Below are 16031 nucleotides of genomic sequence, written 5' to 3'. Positions count from 1 at the left end.
TGAGCCCTGTAGCGTACAGGACCCGGTCCGCTGTAGCCTAACCAACAGCTGTCCAGCTTTTGGGGCGCACTTCAGTGGTTCAGTTATAGATAAGTTGACTGACACACCGCAATCGGGGGCAAGCCCCCTCCCACATTGGAGCATCACCACATTCCGGATCAGTGTTCCAAGGCATACCGGCGGCAATGGTTGAGATAGCCCTGCTCATGACTGCCCACCAACTGCACCACACTGGTCCATAACCAGGACGGCGCATCCAGCTGTCTGGAGCGGTTTTGCTGCAACACCGCCATCCAGTCCTTACGCGTCGCCCGGTCCATCTGCCGGGCATGGGCGATACCGACCACGCGCGCCAGGTAGCCGGCGGCGTGCATGGCATCGAGTTCACTCAGTTCATCCAGTTCCAGCTTCATGTCCTGGGGCAGCAGTTCGCGGATGAAGAAGCCATGATCCAGAAACCGTGTCGCCACCATGCGTTCACCCAAGCCCGGCGACAGTTGGCGTGCGCCCTCCACCACCCGGCGGCCGTTATCCCTGGGCATCTTCGCCCGCGCCGCGCGCGGTGCAGCGGCGCCGACGGCTTCCTTGATGTCGATCAGGCAGTATTCCTCATCGTCCTTGTCGCCCACCCCCAGCAATACGGCATAGCGCAACAGGCCCAGGGAACTGCAGCCCTTGACCCAATAGGCCGAATCCAGCAGTTCGACCTTGGCGTCCTTGGGGCGGCCCTTGAGGGAAGTGACCAACTGATGGATTTCATCCGACGCGCAGACACTTTCCAGCGCATTTTTTTCCGCCCGCGACAGCGACCAGAAATGCTTGCCCAACGGGATGGTCGGTCGCACGTTGTCGATACGCTCGCGGGCCAGGCTTTTCCAGGTGCGCTCCACAGCGCTGCGCATTCCCGCCTTGACCTGGGACGGACGCGGCGGTGCCTCATCGGGCTTGTCCTTGAACGCCTGTTCGTAGCCCACCATCATTTCTTCGAGCATACGCGCGGTGGTCACCCCCGGCAGGTCCGAGCCGCGCGCGGCGGTGGCCAGGGACAGCGCCAGGCGCACCAGGTCGTGGGCCGGGTTGCCGATCACGGCCTGGTCAAGGTCGCGGATATGCATATCGATGCGCCCTTTGGCGTCACCGGTAGGCCCCAGGTTGCCGGCGTGGCAGTCACCACAGATCCAGATCGCCGGGCCTTGAGGCAGGCGCCTGCCCATCTGGCTGTGCAGCCATTCGTAGAATTGCACGGTACTGCCGCGCACATACGCGTGGGCGGAGCGTGCCATCTTCAGGTTTCGCAGTTGGATCAGGTGGGGCATACGGGCGGAGGGACGCGGGATTTTCATTGATTAACTCAGTGCAGGTGTAGCGGTAGAACGCCGGCCCCGAGCAAATGTTTCATTATGTTTCAAAAATAAACTCAGACACGCCCACCCTCCTCCAGCAACCACGCCTTGAACGCCAGCATCGCCGAGGTCTCGGCCCGTGACTGCAAGCGCGTCAACCAATAGCTGCCGGTGCTGATGCCGACGTCGAACGGCTGGCGAATCACATCACTCTCCAGTTGCCGCGAGAACATCAGCGCCGGTGCCAGCGCCACGCCGATGCCTTGCAGCGCCGCTTCCATCATGGCCAGCGACGAGTCGAACACAATACTGCGCGGCACCAGCGTATCGGCGGGCAACCCGGCAGCCTGGAACCACAGGTTCCACTCATCGGCGCGGTAGGAGCGCAGCAACGTGTGCTTCAGCAGGTCGGCTGGCGCGTGCAATTGCTCGGCAAGCGTGGGCACACACAGTACGCTCAGCGGTGCTTCGAGCAACTGGCAAGCGTCGGTGCCGTGCCAGGCCCCGGCGCCGAAGCGGATCGCGTAATCGAGACCTTCGGCGGCCACGTCGACACGGTTGTTGTGGGTGGACAGGCGCAGGTCGATGAACGGGTAGCGGCTCTGGAAGTCCGGCAGGCGTGGCAACAGCCAGCCCACGGCAAAGGTGCCGACCGCTCCCACCGTGAGCACCTCACGGTAGTGCCCGCCTTCGAACTGGCCCAAGGTATGGGCAATGCGGTCGAACGACTCGCGTACCACCGGCAGCAGGGTTTCGCCTTCGCGGGTCAGCATCAGGCCGCGCGGCAGGCGCTTGAACAGGGCGACATTGAGCTGCGCCTCCAGGCTTTTCACCTGATGGCTGACCGCCGCCTGGGTCACGCACAACTCGATGGCCGCGCGGGTAAAGCTCAAATGCCGGGCAGAGGCCTCGAAGGCCCGCAAGGCATTGAGGGGCAAATGGGAACGGAGCATGTTGACCCCAGATTTTCTAATGGCTGGTGCGAGATATCATCGTTTGCTCGTGACCGGCGAACTGCCTACATTGGCCGCGCCCGCGCAGGCTCTTCATTCAATCGATCATTCTCATGGAAGCCTTATCATGCCCCAACATTTATTGTCTGGCGTGCGTAATTTCACGGCCCTCGCGGTCTTTATCGCCGCCGGCAACTGCCTGGCCGCCACCGACCTGCAGGCGGTGGTGGATGCCAACGTCAAACCGCTGATGCAGCAGCAGGCGATTCCGGGCCTGGTGGTGGGTGTGGTGCAGGACGGCAAGGCGCAATACTTTAACTACGGCGTCGCAGCCACCCACACCCGCCAGCCGGTCAGCGAAAATACCTTGTTCGAAGTCGGCTCGGTGAGCAAAACCTTCACCGCCACCCTGGCCGGTTACGCCGTCGCCACGGGCGCACTCACGCTTTCAGACCCGGCCAGCCACTACCTACCGGCACTGGGCGGCGGCCCGTTCGAGCACATCAGCGTGCTCAACCTCGGCACCTACACTGCTGGCGGCTTGCCCCTGCAATTCCCCGCCAAGGCGGATAACAGCCAGGGCATGATCAGCTACTTCCAGCACTGGAAACCCGACTTCGCCCCCGGCACCCAGCGCCTGTATTCCAACCCAAGCCTGGGGCTGTTCGGCTACCTCGCGGCGCAGAGCCTGAAGCAGCCGTTCGATCAGGCGATGGAGAAAACCCTGTTGCCCGCACTCGGGCTCAAGCACACCTTCGTCAAGGTGCCCCAGAGCCAGATGAGCCTATACGCCCAAGGCTATGGCAAAGACGGCAAACCCGTGCGCGTCGGCCCCGGCGCCATGGACAGCGAAGCCTACGGCATCAAGACCAGCGCTGCGGACCTGCTGAAGTACGTTGAAGTGAACATGCACCCGGCGAATCTGGATAAAACCCTGCAGCAGGCGATTACCGTCACTCACACGGGTTACTACAGCGTTGACGGCATGACCCAGGGCCTCGGCTGGGAAATGTACCCCTACCCGATCCAGCTCGATGCGTTGATTGCCGGCAACTCCACCCCCATGGCAATGGAGCCGCACAAGGTCAACTGGCTGACCCCACCACAAGCGCCCCGCGCCGACACCCTGGTGAACAAGACCGGCTCCACCAATGGGTTTGGCGCCTATGTGGCGTATGTGCCGAGCAAGGGCGTGGGCGTGGTGATATTGGCGAACAAGAACTACCCGAACGCCGAACGGGTAAAAGTTGCCCATGCAATTTTGAGTGCGATGGACCAATAGAGCCGGACGCCAAACCAATGTGGGAGGGGCAAGCCCCAATGCCAGTCAGTTAAGGCACTTTGTAGGAGCGAGCTTGCTCGCGAAAAACGCCCAGTCAACGCGTTCATTCTCGATAAACGTGGTGGCCCTGAGTTCTTCGCGAGCAAGAACTAGGCGTCCCCCTCGCTCCTACAGTGAATCACCTGTGGAGTCGCGTTACATCCCCAGCCAGTGCGGCAAGGCCAGCGAGATGAACGGCAAGTACGTGACCATGATCAGGAACACCAGCAGGATCATCAGCCACGGTAACGCCGCGCGGATGGTCTGCCCCAGCGTCAAGCCGGTCACCGCCGAGGTCACGAACAGGTTCAGCCCAACGGGTGGGTGCACCAGGCCGATTTCCATGTTGACCACCATCACGATGCCCAGGTGAATCGGGTCGATGCCCAGCTTCATGGCGATCGGGAAGAAGATCGGCGCCAGGATCAGTACGATGGCCGAAGGCTCCATGAAGCTGCCGGCGATCAGCAGCACCACATTGACCATGATCAAAAAGCCAATCGGCGTAAGGCCCTCGGACAGCACCCACGCCGTGATTTCCTGGGGGATCTGCTCGGTGGTCAGTACGTGGGCAAAGAGCATGGCGTTGGCGATGATAAACATCAGCATGATCGCCAGGCGCCCGGACTCCAGCAGCACCTTGGGGCAGTCGCGCAGCTTCATGTCCTTGTAGACGAACAACGCCACGAACGCCGAATACACCGCCGCTACCGCCGCCGCTTCGGTGGGCGTGAACATGCCGCTGTAGATGCCACCGAGGATGATCACCAGCAACAGCAGGCCCCAGAACGCCCGGCGCGCGCAGCTCAGCCATTCGCGCAAGGTCGCACGTGGCTGGGCCGGCAGCTTCTTGATGCGCGCGACGATGTAGATCGCGACCATCAGCATCAGGCCCAGCAGCAGCCCGGGGATCACCCCGGCCATGAACAGCTTGCCCACTGAGGTTTCCGTGGCCGCCGAGTACACCACCATCACGATCGACGGAGGTATCAGGATGCCCAGGGTGCCGGCGTTGCAGATGATCCCGGCGCCGAATTCCTTCGGGTAACCCGAACGCACCATGCCTGCCACGGCAATCGAACCCACTGCCGCCACCGTCGCCGGGGATGAGCCGGACAGCGCCGCAAACAGCATGCACGCCAGTACCGCCGCAATCGCCAGGCCGCCACGGATATGCCCGACACAGGCGTTGGCAAAATCGATCAGCCGCTGTGCCACGCCGCCGGTGGTCATGAATGCACCGGACAACAGGAAGAATGGAATCGCCAGGAAGGTGTAGGCGTCGGAGGTCTCGAACAGTTTGATCGCCAGGGAGCTGACCGAGTCCGGGCTGAACATCAGGATCGATACCGCCCCCGACAAACCCAGCGCAATGGCAATCGGCACGCCCAGGAACATGAACACGAACAGCAGCAGGAACAGACAGAGCACGGCCATCAGTGACGCTCCTCATGGCTGCCGGCCAACTTACTGGCCTCACCGGCCTCATCGGCCAGCCCCAACCCCACCTGACGGCGGGTAAAGATGCGGTAGAAAATTTCCAGGTAGCGGATAAACACCAGGGCAAAACCGATGGGCACGATGACCACGATGTCACCCACGTCGATGCCGAACTGGTCGAGGTCTTCGGCGCCGATATGCGCCGTCATTACCGCACTGACCCACTTGTAGCTGGCGACCATGAACAGCCCGGCGTAGGCCAGGCAGCAGAGGCACGCGAGCATGCCGAGCACGCGCTGCACCGGGCGCGGGGTCAGCTTGACCAGCGCATCCACGCCGAGATGGCCAGCGGTGCGCACGCCGTAGGAAATACCGAAAAAGATCAGCCAGCCGAACATGGCCTTGGTCAGCGCCACGCTCCAGGTCATGTCCTGGGCCCAGGTCATGGTGGCGTCGCCCAGGGCACTGAAGACGTTGCTGCTGAAGGCCCACTTGTCGGCCAGGGCAAAGAACAGCGTGTAGATGTTGTTGAGCATGACGTAGACGAATGTCACCAGGGTCATGGCGGCTAACAGGAAGGCAATAACGCCTTCCTCCAGGTGCTCCCAGACGCGCCTTAGCGTTTGCATGGCAAAACCTCGCGAAAACAAATGAGATGTCAGGGTGGAAACCGGATCGAAATGTGGGAGGGGCGGTGCGAGGATTCGACTTGTCCCCGATGGCGGTGGGTCAGATATAGATAAGGTAACCGTCACACCGCTATCGGGGGCAAGCCCCCTCCCACAGGGGATCTCGGTACGCCCTGGCATTACTGGTTGGAGGCATCCGCCGCCTTGATCAGATCAGCCCCGATCTCCCCTTCGAACTTCTGCCACACCGGGCGCATGGCTTCGCGCCACAGCTGGCGTTGCGCGGGGGTCAGCTCGATGATTTCGCTGGTCTTGGCGTCGATGATCTTCTGCTTGGCCGACTGGTTCAGCGCTTCGGCCTGTTTGTTCACCTCGACAGTGACCTCGACCATGATCTGCTCCAGGGTGCTGCGAATATCCGGTGGCAGGCCGTTCCAGAACTTGGCGTTGGTGATGACCATGTAATCGATCAAGCCATGGTTGGACTCGGTGAAGTACTTCTGCACTTCGTTGACCTTCTGGCTTTCATAGTTGGACCAGGTGTTCTCGGTACCGTTGACGGTGCCGGTCTGCAGGCCCTGGTACACCTCGGCAAAGCTCATCTTGCGCGGGTTGGCGCGGATCGCCTTGAACTGCTCTTCCAGCACGCTGGAAGCCTGCACGCGGAACTTCAGGCCACGGGCATCCTTGGGTTCATGCAGGGCCTTGTTGGCCGAAAGCTGCTTGAGGCCGTTGTGCCAATAGGCCAGGCCGAGGATGTTCTTTTCCTGCATCGAAGTCAGCAGTTGCTTGCCCTGGGCGGCCTGGAAGCGGTCGACGGCGGCCAGGTCGTTGAACAGGAACGGCAGGTCATAGATCTGCACTTGCTTGGTGTATTGCTCGAACTTGGCCAGGGACGGCGCCAGCATCTGCACGTCGCCCAGCAGCAGCGCTTCCATTTCCTTGCCGTCACCGAACAGCGACGAGTTGGGGTACACCTCGACCTTGACCTTGCCCGGCAAGCGTTCTTCGGCGAGCTTCTTGAACAGCAAAGCGCCCTGGCCCTTGGGGGTGTTTTCAGCGACCACGTGGGCGAACTTGATCACGATCGGGTCGGCCGCCTGGGCCAGGCCCGCGGCAAACAAGGTGGCGGCGCAGAACAGCGCCCGAGAAAGCTTGAGCATGGAAAATCACCTTCTTATTGTTGTGTTGTAGGGCAAGGTGCCTGATATGACGCGTGTAGTGAATTTCGAATTTTTGATACCTGCGTTCGGCCATGCCGAACACCAATCCCAAGAAAAAATGGAGAACCCCTGTGGGAGGGGGCTTGCCCCCGATGGCGGTGTGTCAGCTTGCACACTTGTCTCGGACCTACCGCTATCGGGGCAAGCCCCCTCCCACATTTGATTCGGTTTCGTCAGCTATAACTGTGCAAGCAACCGTTGCGCACGCAACAGCACCGGCGCATCCACCATCTGCCCATCAATCTGGTAAGCCCCTGCCCCATGGGCCCCGGCATCCACCACCCGTTGCGCCCAGGCCAGGTCTTCGGCGCTCGGCGCCATGGCGGCATGGATCACCGCCACCTGCCTGGGGTGGATACACAAGGCCCCGGCAAAGCCCATTTCATAGGCATGCCGGATCGAGCGGCGCAGGCCCTCGGGGTCGTCGATGGCCGGGTGGACACCGTCCAGCGGCGCGACCAGGCCCGCGGCGCGGGAGTGCACGATCAGCGCCAGGCGGGCCTGGTCGAGGGCGAACTGCGCGGCCGGGGTATGGCTGCTCAGGTTGAGGTCCAGCGCCAGGTCCAGGCCACCGAATGACAAGCGCTGCACCTGCGGCGCATGGGCGATCTCGGCCACGGCCAGCAGGCCCTTGGCACTTTCGATAATCGGCCAGATCCCTTTGCCCGTGGCGGCTACCACCGCCACCTGGGCCGCGCTTTCCACCTTCGGCAGCAGCACGCCGGCAACGTTTGCATGGGCCTTGCAAAACGCCACATCGGCAACGTGCTCGGCGTGCTCGGGCGCGTTGATACGTACCCACACCTGGGCCTCTGGATGTGCCTGCAAAAACACCCCAAGGTTATCCCGCGCCTGACGCTTGAGCGGTTCTTCTACCGCGTCTTCAAAATCTACAATCACCGCGTCGGCACCACTGGCCAACGCTTTGGAAAACCGCTCCGGGCGGCTGCCGGGCACAAACAGGGCCGAACGAGCTAAAGACTTGGGCATCATGGCTTCCTTGTTAGATAACACCGCGCGCGCGCAGGCTGTCGATGGCATCGCCCGAATACCCGAGCTGGTCGAGAATGCCCTGGCTGTGCTGCCCCAGTGCGGGTACGGCGTCCATTCGTGGGGTAAAGGCGGCATTGCGTGCCGGTGGCAGCAGCGAGGGCAAAGGCCCCGCCGGGCTGTCGACTTCACGCCAGCGGTCACGCGCCTTGAGCTGCGGGTGGTCCCACACGCCCTGCATATCGTTGACGCGGGCGCTGGCGATCTGCGCGGCCTCCAGGCGCTGGATCAGCGCTTCGGCGTCCAATTGCGCAAAACGGTCGACGATGATCTGACGCAACACCTCACGGTTGGCCGAGCGCTTGAAGTTGGCGCTGAAGCGCTCATCCGTCGCCAGTTCCGGGGTAAGCAAAACCTTGTCGCAGAACGCCGCCCATTCGCGCTCGTTTTGCAAGCCGAGCATCACCGTGCCGCCGTCGCCGGTGGGGAACGGCCCATACGGGTAGATCGTCGAATGCGCCGCGCCGGCACGCGGTGGCGGCGGTGCACCGTCAAAGGCGTAGTACATCGGGTAGCCCATCCACTCCACCAGGCTTTCAAGCATGCTCACGTCGATGCGGCTGCCCTGCCCGGTCTTGCCACGCAATAGCAACGCCGAAAGGATGCCGCTGTAGGCGTACATGCCGGCGGCGATGTCGGCAATGGAGCAACCGGCCTTGGCCATCTGGTCGTCGCCCGGGCCGCCGGTCACCGACAGGAAGCCGCCCTCGCTCTGGATCAGCAGGTCGTAGGCTTTCTTTTTCTCGTAGGGCCCGCCTTCGCCATAGCCGGAAATATCGCAGACGATCAGGCGCGGGAAACGCGCATGCAGCGCCTCGAACGACAACCCCATGCGCGCCGCCGCGCCGGGTGCGAGGTTCTGCACCAGCACATCGGCGTCGGCCAGCAGGCTTTGCAGAATGTCGCCCGCCTCGTCGTGCTTGAGGTCCAGGGTCAGGCTTTCCTTGGAGCGGTTGGTCCACACGAAATGCGAGGCCAGGCCACGTACACGCTCGTCGTAGCCACGGGCGAAATCACCGGCACCGGGGCGTTCGACCTTGATCACGCGGGCGCCGAGGTCGGCCAGTTGACGGGTGCAGAATGGCGCGGCAATCGCGTGTTCCAGGCTGACAACGGTAATGCCGTCCAGCGGTCGTTGATTAGCAGTCATGACGGTTCCTTAAAGCCAATGGGCCATGGATGCGGCGTTGCGCAGGTTCCAGACCTTGTCGATCAATGCGTGGGCCTGGGCCGGTGAGCGCGCGCCGCTGAACTGGGTCAGGCGCTGGAATTTATCCGCCAGCTCAGCGCGGCTCAGGGTGTTGCCGGGGTCGCCCTTGGGCTCGTCGATGGCGCCGTGCAGCGAGCGGCCATCAACGGTGCTGACGATGACCCGGCCCAGCCAGCGCTGCGGGTAGGCGCCGTCGACTTCGGCGTCGAGGGCCATGCTGACGTTGTCGCGAAAGGCCGAAACAGCAGGATCGCTCAGTGCCCACTGGTGGAACTCGGTCAAGCCGGCCTTGCCATGCACAGCGATCAGGCCGAGCACGGTGCCCATGGAGAACTTGGCCTGGTGCACGCTGGTGGGCACCGTCACGCGCCCGAGCACATCGATGGCGCCTTGGTGCACGCGGGTTTCCACATGCGCGATATCGGCGGCGCCCAGGCCTTCACGCTGCATCACCTCCAACAGCGCATCGGCGGCAGGATGGGTATGGCGGCACGAGGCGTGAAACTTGAACGAGGTTTCCAGCAGCGCCCAGCGACGGCCAAGGTCGGCGGACAACTTGCTCGGCTCGGCATCCGTGGACATGCCCGCCGCCAAGCCCTGGTCGCCTTCGAGGATATTGCGCGCACCGGTCAGGCCATCGGCCGTCAGGTAAGCGGCGAGCAAACCGTCGGCGGCCGCCTTGGCCGTGTGCAGTTGCTTGGAGTCGGCGGCATCGCGCAGGAACTCCCACAGCCCGGCGGCCTGGGTGCCGGCGCTGCCGAGCAGATTGATGAACTGTTCCTCGTTGAAATCCAGCAACTTGCCTACCGCCACCGCCGCCGCCAGGGTGCCCACCGTGGCCGTGGTGTGGAAGATGCGGTAGTGGGAGCGGCCCATGAATTCGCCGATGCGGATCCCGGCTTCATAACCCGCCACCGAGGCCAGCAGCAGGTCGCGGCCGGATTTGCCCAGGTCTTGCGCGGCCGCCAAGGCCGCCGGAAACACCACGGTGGCCGGGTGCAGCACCGAGCTGTTGTGCAGGTCATCCTGCTCCACCAGATGGGACGAGGCGCCGTTGACCAGCGCGGCGAAATACGCGCTGCTGCTGCCGCCAGTGACGATCACCTGCGCCGGGCCGCTGCTCGGCCCCATCTTCTGCGCATAGCGTTCAAACAACGGGATCGGGTGCGCGCCCTGGCTGGCCAACGCGGAGGCCAGCCAATCCAGGTACAGGTCTTCGGTGCGCGCCAGCACGGGCTCGGGCAATTGCGCGTAGGCCAGGTCGGCCAGGAACCGACACAGGGCTTGGGTATGGCTCATGCTCAGGCCCTCAGAAGCTGCGTGGCAGTTCGAGCAAATGCTCGGCCACGTAGGACAGAATCAGGTTGGTGGAGATCGGTGCCACCTGGTACAGGCGGGTCTCGCGGAATTTGCGCTCCACGTCGTATTCGCAGGCAAAGCCGAAGCCACCGTGGGTTTGCAGGCAGGCATTGGCCGCTTCCCAGGACGCCTTGGCCGCCAGGTACTTGGCCATGTTCGCGCTGGCCCCGGCATTGGCGCCGCGGTCGTATTCGTCGCAGGCACGCCAGCGCATCAGGTCCGCCGCTTCGATTTCAATGTGCGCTTCGGCAATCGGGAACTGCACGCCCTGGTTTTGCCCGATGGGCCGGCCAAACACCACGCGGTCGCGAGCGTAGGCACTGGCTTTTTCGATGAACCAGCGGCCGTCACCGATGCACTCGGCGGCGATCAGCGTGCGTTCGGCATTCAGGCCATCGAGGATGTATTTGAAACCCTTGCCTTCCTCGCCAATCAGGCTGTCCAGGGGCAGCTCCAGGTTGTCGAAGAACAGCTCGTTGGTTTCGTGGTTGACCATGTTGGCGATGGGTTGCACGGTCAGGCCATTGCCGATGGCTTCGCGCAGGTCAACCAGGAAGATCGACATGCCCTCGGACTTTTTCTTCACCTCGGCCAGCGGCGTGGTGCGCGCCAGCAGGATCATCAAGTCGGAATGCTGCACCCGTGAGATCCACACCTTCTGGCCGTTGATCACATACTTGTCGCCGCGCTTGATCGCAGTGGTCTTGATCTTGGTGGTATCGGTACCGGTGGTGGGCTCGGTGACACCCATCGATTGCAGGCGTAATTCGCCGCTGGCCAGCTTGGGCAGGTAGAAGCTTTTCTGCGCCGCGCTGCCGTGACGCAACAGGGTGAACATGTTGTACATCTGGCCATGCACGGTGCCGGAGTTGCCGCCACAGCGGTTGACCTCTTCAAGGATCACCGAGGCCTCGGCCAGGCCCAGGCCCGAGCCGCCATACTCTTCCGGGATCATCGCCGACAGCCAGCCGGCATCGGTCAGGGCTTTGACGAAGGCTTCGGGGAAGCCTTTTTCCTCGTCGATCCGGCGCCAATAAGCGGCATCGAATTCGGCGCACAGGGCACGCACCCCTTCGCGGATGGCATTGAGTGCTTCGTTGTCGTTCGGGTTCATCTAACGGCTCTCCGCCTGTTGTTCTTGGATTATTCGAAATGCACTTCGGCCTGCTGGGCCAGGCCGTCCGCGTTACCGGCCCACAGCGCGGCAACGCCTGGCTGCGTGACGTGCCCGCCCACCTCGAACGGCTGAGGCGCGATCAGTGGGCGCACCCCGCGATAGCTGAAACGACGCAAGGTGGCTTCAGGGTGGGCGCGGCAAAACGCGCGCAGGCTTAAGGTCGCGATCAGCGGGCCATGTACCACCAGCCCGGCGTAGCCTTCGGTGCCGGTGACATAGGGGTAGTCGTAGTGGATGCGGTGGCCGTTGAAGGTCACGGCGCTGTAGCGAAACAGCAGGGTCGGCGTGGGGGCGATCGTTTCGCGCCATTCGCCTTGGGCCAGGGCCTCGCCGCTGCCCTGCTTGGGTGGCGTGGGCTCGCGGTAGACGATGTCCTGTTCTTCGCGGATCGCCAGGCGGCCGTCCTGGGAATAGTCGTGACGCACCGTGACAAACAACAGTGAACCGCTGCGGCCGGTTTTTTCCTCGACCTGGGTGATGGTTGACACCCGGGTAGCCGCCTCGCCGGCACGCAGTGGGTGCAGGAATTCGATCCGCCCACCGGCCCACATGCGATTGCGCTTATCCGCCGGCGGCAGGAAGCCGCCACGGGCCGGGTGGCCGTCGGTGCCCAGGGCCGACTCGGGCAGCGGGTCCTGGAAGAAACACCACTGCCACAGCGGCGGCAGATCCTGGCCCTGCTCGGGGACGGCTTGGCCAAGGGTGGCGGCAATGCGTTTGAGCAGGTTATAGCTCAGGTGGTCGTGGGCGGTTTCGCTTCGGCCGATCCAATCAGTGGCGCTCATCAGGTACAGGTCCTCGGGCAGTGAGTGTCTGCCCCGGATCATGCAAGCGCCTGGCCGTTCTGAGAATTTGCATTTCAATAAACCAGCGTTCGGCTATGCTGAACGCCAATCGTCCGATCTGTCCCCTCTTGTGGTGAGGCAGCAAGCCCCCGCCACAGGTGGTCGTACACCTGGAGTTTTGCATGCACTTCGATCTCGCCGACCTGCGCCTGTTCATCCATATCGCCGAATCCCCCAGCCTGACCCAGGGCGCCAAGCGCGCATTCCTCTCGCCTGCCGCCGCGAGTGCGCGGATCAAGGCCCTGGAAGGCCAACTCGATACCCGCCTGCTGTACCGTGACAGCCGTGGCGTGGAAATCACCCCGGCGGGCGAACGCCTGCTGCACCACGCCCGGCTGATCATGCGCCAGGTGGACTACCTGAAAAGTGAGTTCACCCAATATGGCGTGGATTCCGCCGGGCATATCCGCATCTTTGCCAACACCACGGCGGTGACCGAATTCCTGCCCGAGGTGCTGGCCGGTTTCCTGTCACAGCGCCCCGGCGTCACCGTCGATCTACAGGAACGCTTGTCGCGGGATATCGTGCGTGGCGTGCTCGATGGCACCAGTGACATGGGAATCATCGCCGGCCCGATAGAAGCGGCAGGCTTGCAGGTGCTGCATTTCAGCACCGATGAGCTGGTCTTGATGGTGCCGGTGGGCCACCCCTTGGCCGGGCAACCCTCGGTCACCCTGGAACAGACCCTGGCCTACCAGCATATCGGCCTGCACGAAGGCAGCACCTTGCTCAGCTTCCTGCGCGAGCACGTGGAGCGGATCGGCAAGCACTTGTCGCTGCGCATCCAGGTCTCGAGCTTCGAGGCGATCTGCCGGATGGTCGAGGCCGGCGTGGGCATTGGCATCATCCCGGAGTCCGCCGCCGTCCGGCACAGCCGTACCATGCAACTGGTGGCGGTGAAGCTGGATGAACCCTGGGCGATTCGTGAGCGCAGCATTCTGGTGCGGGAGCTGGAAGCGCTGCCCGGCACGATCCGCGCCCTGATCGCAACCCTGATGCCGAAGAGCGCCTAAGCTGAACAGTCACCCAGCCAGAGGAGACACCTTATGCAACTTGAAGGATCCTGCCACTGCGGCGCCGTCACGTTCAGCCTGAGCAGTGCCCACCCTTACCCGTACCAGCGCTGCTACTGCTCGATCTGCCGCAAGACCCAAGGGGGTGGTGGCTACGCCATCAACCTCGCGGGCGATGCCAGCAGCCTGAAAGTGCGCGGGCGCAAACTGATCTCGATCTACCATGCCCGGCTCAAGCCAGAAGGTGCCAGCCGGGCCCATGCCAGCACCGCCGAACGGCATTTCTGCTCGCAGTGCGGCAGTGCGCTATGGCTGTTCAGCCCGGAGTGGCCGGAGCTGATCCACCCGTTTGCCTCGGCCATCGACACGCCGTTGCCGGTGCCGCCGGAGCATACGCACCTGATGCTGGGCTCGAAGGCGCCGTGGGTTGAAGTCAGCGTGCGCAAGGGCGACCTGCAATTTGATGAATACCCCGAGGAATCGATTGCACAGTGGCATGAGCGACTGGGGTTGACTCGTTAACAATCTTTGACAGTTTCCCGACAAAGCTTGCAAAGATTGTTGGACGGCCCTCCCCTAGCATTCGAGCATCCAAACAACCATCCGGGTGCTCTTCATGTTTCGCACATTGCGCGGTATTCCGTTGCTGGGTTGCCTGTTGGGCAGTATCGGTTGCCATGGCCAACCCTCTGCCCCGCCGCCGATTGCCAAGGGTGACTACAGTGCGATCATCCGTTATCTGCAAGCGCGCATTCCACGGGAAATGGCCCGGGAAAATGTGCCGGGGCTGTCCATCGCGCTGGTCAATGGCCAGGAACTGATCTGGGCCCATGGCTTCGGCCTGGCGGACAAAGCCCGTGGCGTGCCGGTAACCCCCAACACGGCATTTCGCGCAGGGGCCATTTCCAAATTGCTCACCGCCACCGCGGCCCTGCAATTGGTAGAACAGCAACGGCTGGAGCTTGATGCACCGATCCAGCACACCCTGCGCGAGTTCTATGTGCGCTCGCGCTTTCATAGCGACCAGGCCGCCGCCGACCGCGATATCACCCTGCGCCGCCTGCTCAGTCATCAATCGGGCTTACCCAGCGAGCACCTGCGAGACCTGCGCAGTTCCTTCGCCATGAGCCAGATGCCAATGCGTGTCTCGGGGGTGTGGCTGAGCAGCCCGCCAGGATCCCAGGTGGCCTATTCCAATCTCGGTTATGCGCTGGTCGGCGCTGCGATTGAGCGCAGCACCGGCAAGGACTTCGAAACCCAGCTGCAAACCAGCCTGCTCAAGCCGTTGCGAATGAGCCAGTCGAGTTTTGTCGGCACCGGCACCCAACTGGGCTACCGCGCCCTGGGTTATCAGGACGGCAGCGCCAGCACTGACGCCCAGGTGCGTGACCTCGCCGCCGCCGGTTTATGGACCAGCCCCAAGGACCTGAGCCACTACGTGCAGATGCTGTTTGCCCAGGGTATCTACCGGGACCATCGCGTAGTGGGCAGTGCCTCCATCGAACAGATGTTCACCCAGCAAAACACCGGGAACGCCCTGGACTTCGACTGCCAGATCGGCCTCGGGTGGTTTCTCGCCCCCTGTGGCGACGAGCCGGTCGCCCCCGGTGTACGCACCTACCAGCACAGTGGCGGTGGCGACGATTTTGCCGCGCAATTGACCCTGCTGCCGGACCCGCAACTGGCGGTCATCATCATGGCCAACGACAGCAACGCCGAAGACATGGTGGTCGCGCTGTCCAACGACGCCCTGCGCCTGATGCTCCAGGCGCAGACAGGCCGCCCTGTGTGCGCCGATAACTGCGCGGCCCCCACCCATGGGCTCAAGTTGCGCCAGGTGCCGGCAGCCGTCGACCGCAAGCGCCTGGCTGGGTTTTACGCCACGGCCTGGGGCGTGTTCCGCATCCGGGACGAGCACTCGCGCCTGTCCGGTGAGCTGTCGGGGTATACCTTTGACTTGCTGCGCGATGAGGACGGCTGGCTGCGCGCGCAGAAAAAGTTCCTCGGTTTCTGGCTCGAGGATCTCGGCGAACTGGGGCGTGTGCAACTCGACGTCGTCACCGTACAGGGCCGGCAAATGCTGACTGCGCGCAGCCACGGCCAGCGCATTGCCCTGGGTGAGCGCATCGACCCGCCAACCCTGCCCCTGGCCTGGGCCGACACCATCGGCACCTACCAGGTACTCAACACCCATGAGCCTGACGCGCCGCTGAGCGGCGTCAGCGTGCGCCTGGAGGACGGCTTCTTGGTAATCCGCGGGCAACTGCACGACGAGCCGCTGACCGATTACATCCTGCTGCCCGTGGACAACGCCCATGCCGTATTGGCCGGCAACGGCTATGGCCTGGGCGACACCGTCAGCCGCCAGGTCAACGGCCTCAGCGCTTCGGGCTACGCCTTCAAACGCACACAATCGCCGCACAAACCGCTGATTTTTTAACCCTGGAGGAACACTGTACTGTGGCGAG

General features: G+C 63.1%; 14 protein-coding genes. 4 read left to right on the top strand and 10 right to left on the bottom strand.

What is annotated here, in order from left to right:
- Positions 1-158: 158 nt before the first annotated feature.
- Both AC1Q6I_RS11845 and AC1Q6I_RS11840 read right to left on the bottom strand, forming a co-directional pair.
- A complete protein-coding gene (locus AC1Q6I_RS11845; protein WP_102624337.1) occupies positions 159-1343 on the bottom strand; it encodes a DUF2252 family protein in 1185 nt (394 codons plus the stop codon).
- Between the two features lie 74 nt (positions 1344-1417).
- A complete protein-coding gene (locus tag AC1Q6I_RS11840) occupies positions 1418-2296 on the bottom strand; it encodes a LysR family transcriptional regulator (protein WP_024075872.1) in 879 nt (292 codons plus the stop codon).
- A gap of 127 nt (positions 2297-2423) precedes the next feature.
- Here AC1Q6I_RS11840 and ampC point away from each other — a divergent pair, with 127 nt between their 5' ends.
- Positions 2424-3578, top strand: a complete 1155-nt coding sequence (gene ampC / locus AC1Q6I_RS11835) for a class C beta-lactamase (protein WP_102624338.1) — start codon at positions 2424-2426, stop codon at positions 3576-3578.
- A 195-nt stretch (positions 3579-3773) separates the two neighbouring features.
- Here the strand turns inward: ampC and dctM are convergent, their stop codons facing one another.
- The 8 genes from dctM to AC1Q6I_RS11795 all read right to left on the bottom strand — a co-directional run bounded on the left by dctM (position 3774) and on the right by AC1Q6I_RS11795 (position 12490).
- Entirely contained in the window at positions 3774-5054 is a 1281-nt protein-coding gene (gene dctM / locus AC1Q6I_RS11830; protein WP_024075874.1) for a C4-dicarboxylate TRAP transporter large permease protein DctM, read from the bottom strand.
- The gene (locus AC1Q6I_RS11825) at positions 5054-5686 is read right to left on the bottom strand and encodes a TRAP transporter small permease (protein ID WP_069076294.1); all 633 of its coding nucleotides are present in this window, start codon (positions 5684-5686) and stop codon (positions 5054-5056) included. The genes dctM and AC1Q6I_RS11825 overlap by 1 nt, the downstream gene beginning before the upstream one ends.
- A 179-nt stretch (positions 5687-5865) precedes the next feature.
- A complete protein-coding gene (locus tag AC1Q6I_RS11820) occupies positions 5866-6849 on the bottom strand; it encodes a TRAP transporter substrate-binding protein (RefSeq protein ID WP_024075876.1) in 984 nt (327 codons plus the stop codon).
- Between the two features lie 237 nt (positions 6850-7086).
- Positions 7087-7899, bottom strand: a complete 813-nt coding sequence (locus AC1Q6I_RS11815) for an HpcH/HpaI aldolase/citrate lyase family protein (RefSeq protein WP_024075877.1) — start codon at positions 7897-7899, stop codon at positions 7087-7089.
- 13 nt (positions 7900-7912) lie between these two features.
- A complete protein-coding gene (locus tag AC1Q6I_RS11810; RefSeq protein WP_024075878.1) occupies positions 7913-9109 on the bottom strand; it encodes a CaiB/BaiF CoA transferase family protein in 1197 nt (398 codons plus the stop codon).
- Between the two features lie 9 nt (positions 9110-9118).
- The gene (locus AC1Q6I_RS11805) at positions 9119-10468 is read right to left on the bottom strand and encodes an MmgE/PrpD family protein (RefSeq protein ID WP_102624340.1); all 1350 of its coding nucleotides are present in this window, start codon (positions 10466-10468) and stop codon (positions 9119-9121) included.
- A 10-nt stretch (positions 10469-10478) separates the two neighbouring features.
- Positions 10479-11642: an acyl-CoA dehydrogenase family protein gene (locus AC1Q6I_RS11800; protein WP_069076298.1), complete on the bottom strand. Its 1164-nt coding sequence runs from the start codon at positions 11640-11642 to the stop codon at positions 10479-10481.
- A 29-nt stretch (positions 11643-11671) separates the two neighbouring features.
- Positions 11672-12490, bottom strand: a complete 819-nt coding sequence (locus tag AC1Q6I_RS11795; RefSeq protein ID WP_102624358.1) for an HTD2 family dehydratase — start codon at positions 12488-12490, stop codon at positions 11672-11674.
- Positions 12491-12672: 182 nt separating this feature from the next.
- Here AC1Q6I_RS11795 and AC1Q6I_RS11790 point away from each other — a divergent pair, with 182 nt between their 5' ends.
- The 3 genes from AC1Q6I_RS11790 to AC1Q6I_RS11780 all read left to right on the top strand — a co-directional run bounded on the left by AC1Q6I_RS11790 (position 12673) and on the right by AC1Q6I_RS11780 (position 16003).
- Entirely contained in the window at positions 12673-13563 is an 891-nt protein-coding gene (locus AC1Q6I_RS11790) for a LysR family transcriptional regulator (RefSeq protein ID WP_102624341.1), read from the top strand.
- Positions 13564-13596: 33 nt separating this feature from the next.
- Positions 13597-14085: a GFA family protein gene (locus AC1Q6I_RS11785; protein WP_069076299.1), complete on the top strand. Its 489-nt coding sequence runs from the start codon at positions 13597-13599 to the stop codon at positions 14083-14085.
- A gap of 94 nt (positions 14086-14179) precedes the next feature.
- Positions 14180-16003, top strand: coding sequence for a serine hydrolase domain-containing protein (locus AC1Q6I_RS11780; RefSeq protein ID WP_024075884.1), 1824 nt, complete (start codon positions 14180-14182; stop codon positions 16001-16003).
- Positions 16004-16031: the final 28 nt, after the last annotated feature.

The sequence above is a fragment of the Pseudomonas sp. MPR-R2A5 genome (assembly GCF_058793055.1).
The sequence above is the reverse complement of the archived record's forward strand: the minus strand, read 5'-3'. Positions and strand labels throughout refer to the sequence as shown.

Bases quoted from the DNA above. Each gene is read 5' to 3' on its own strand.
- AC1Q6I_RS11845 (WP_102624337.1), bottom strand. From the start codon at position 1,343: ATGAAAATCCCGCGTCCCTCCGCCCGTATGCCCCACCTGATCCAACTG.
- AC1Q6I_RS11840 (WP_024075872.1), bottom strand. From the start codon at position 2,296: ATGCTCCGTTCCCATTTGCCCCTCAATGCCTTGCGGGCCTTCGAGGCC.
- ampC (WP_102624338.1), top strand. From the start codon at position 2,424: ATGCCCCAACATTTATTGTCTGGCGTGCGTAATTTCACGGCCCTCGCG.
- dctM (WP_024075874.1), bottom strand. From the start codon at position 5,054: ATGGCCGTGCTCTGTCTGTTCCTGCTGCTGTTCGTGTTCATGTTCCTG.
- AC1Q6I_RS11825 (WP_069076294.1), bottom strand. From the start codon at position 5,686: ATGCAAACGCTAAGGCGCGTCTGGGAGCACCTGGAGGAAGGCGTTATT.
- AC1Q6I_RS11820 (WP_024075876.1), bottom strand. From the start codon at position 6,849: ATGCTCAAGCTTTCTCGGGCGCTGTTCTGCGCCGCCACCTTGTTTGCC.
- AC1Q6I_RS11815 (WP_024075877.1), bottom strand. From the start codon at position 7,899: ATGCCCAAGTCTTTAGCTCGTTCGGCCCTGTTTGTGCCCGGCAGCCGC.
- AC1Q6I_RS11810 (WP_024075878.1), bottom strand. From the start codon at position 9,109: ATGACTGCTAATCAACGACCGCTGGACGGCATTACCGTTGTCAGCCTG.
- AC1Q6I_RS11805 (WP_102624340.1), bottom strand. From the start codon at position 10,468: ATGAGCCATACCCAAGCCCTGTGTCGGTTCCTGGCCGACCTGGCCTAC.
- AC1Q6I_RS11800 (WP_069076298.1), bottom strand. From the start codon at position 11,642: ATGAACCCGAACGACAACGAAGCACTCAATGCCATCCGCGAAGGGGTG.
- AC1Q6I_RS11795 (WP_102624358.1), bottom strand. From the start codon at position 12,490: ATGAGCGCCACTGATTGGATCGGCCGAAGCGAAACCGCCCACGACCAC.
- AC1Q6I_RS11790 (WP_102624341.1), top strand. From the start codon at position 12,673: ATGCACTTCGATCTCGCCGACCTGCGCCTGTTCATCCATATCGCCGAA.
- AC1Q6I_RS11785 (WP_069076299.1), top strand. From the start codon at position 13,597: ATGCAACTTGAAGGATCCTGCCACTGCGGCGCCGTCACGTTCAGCCTG.
- AC1Q6I_RS11780 (WP_024075884.1), top strand. From the start codon at position 14,180: ATGTTTCGCACATTGCGCGGTATTCCGTTGCTGGGTTGCCTGTTGGGC.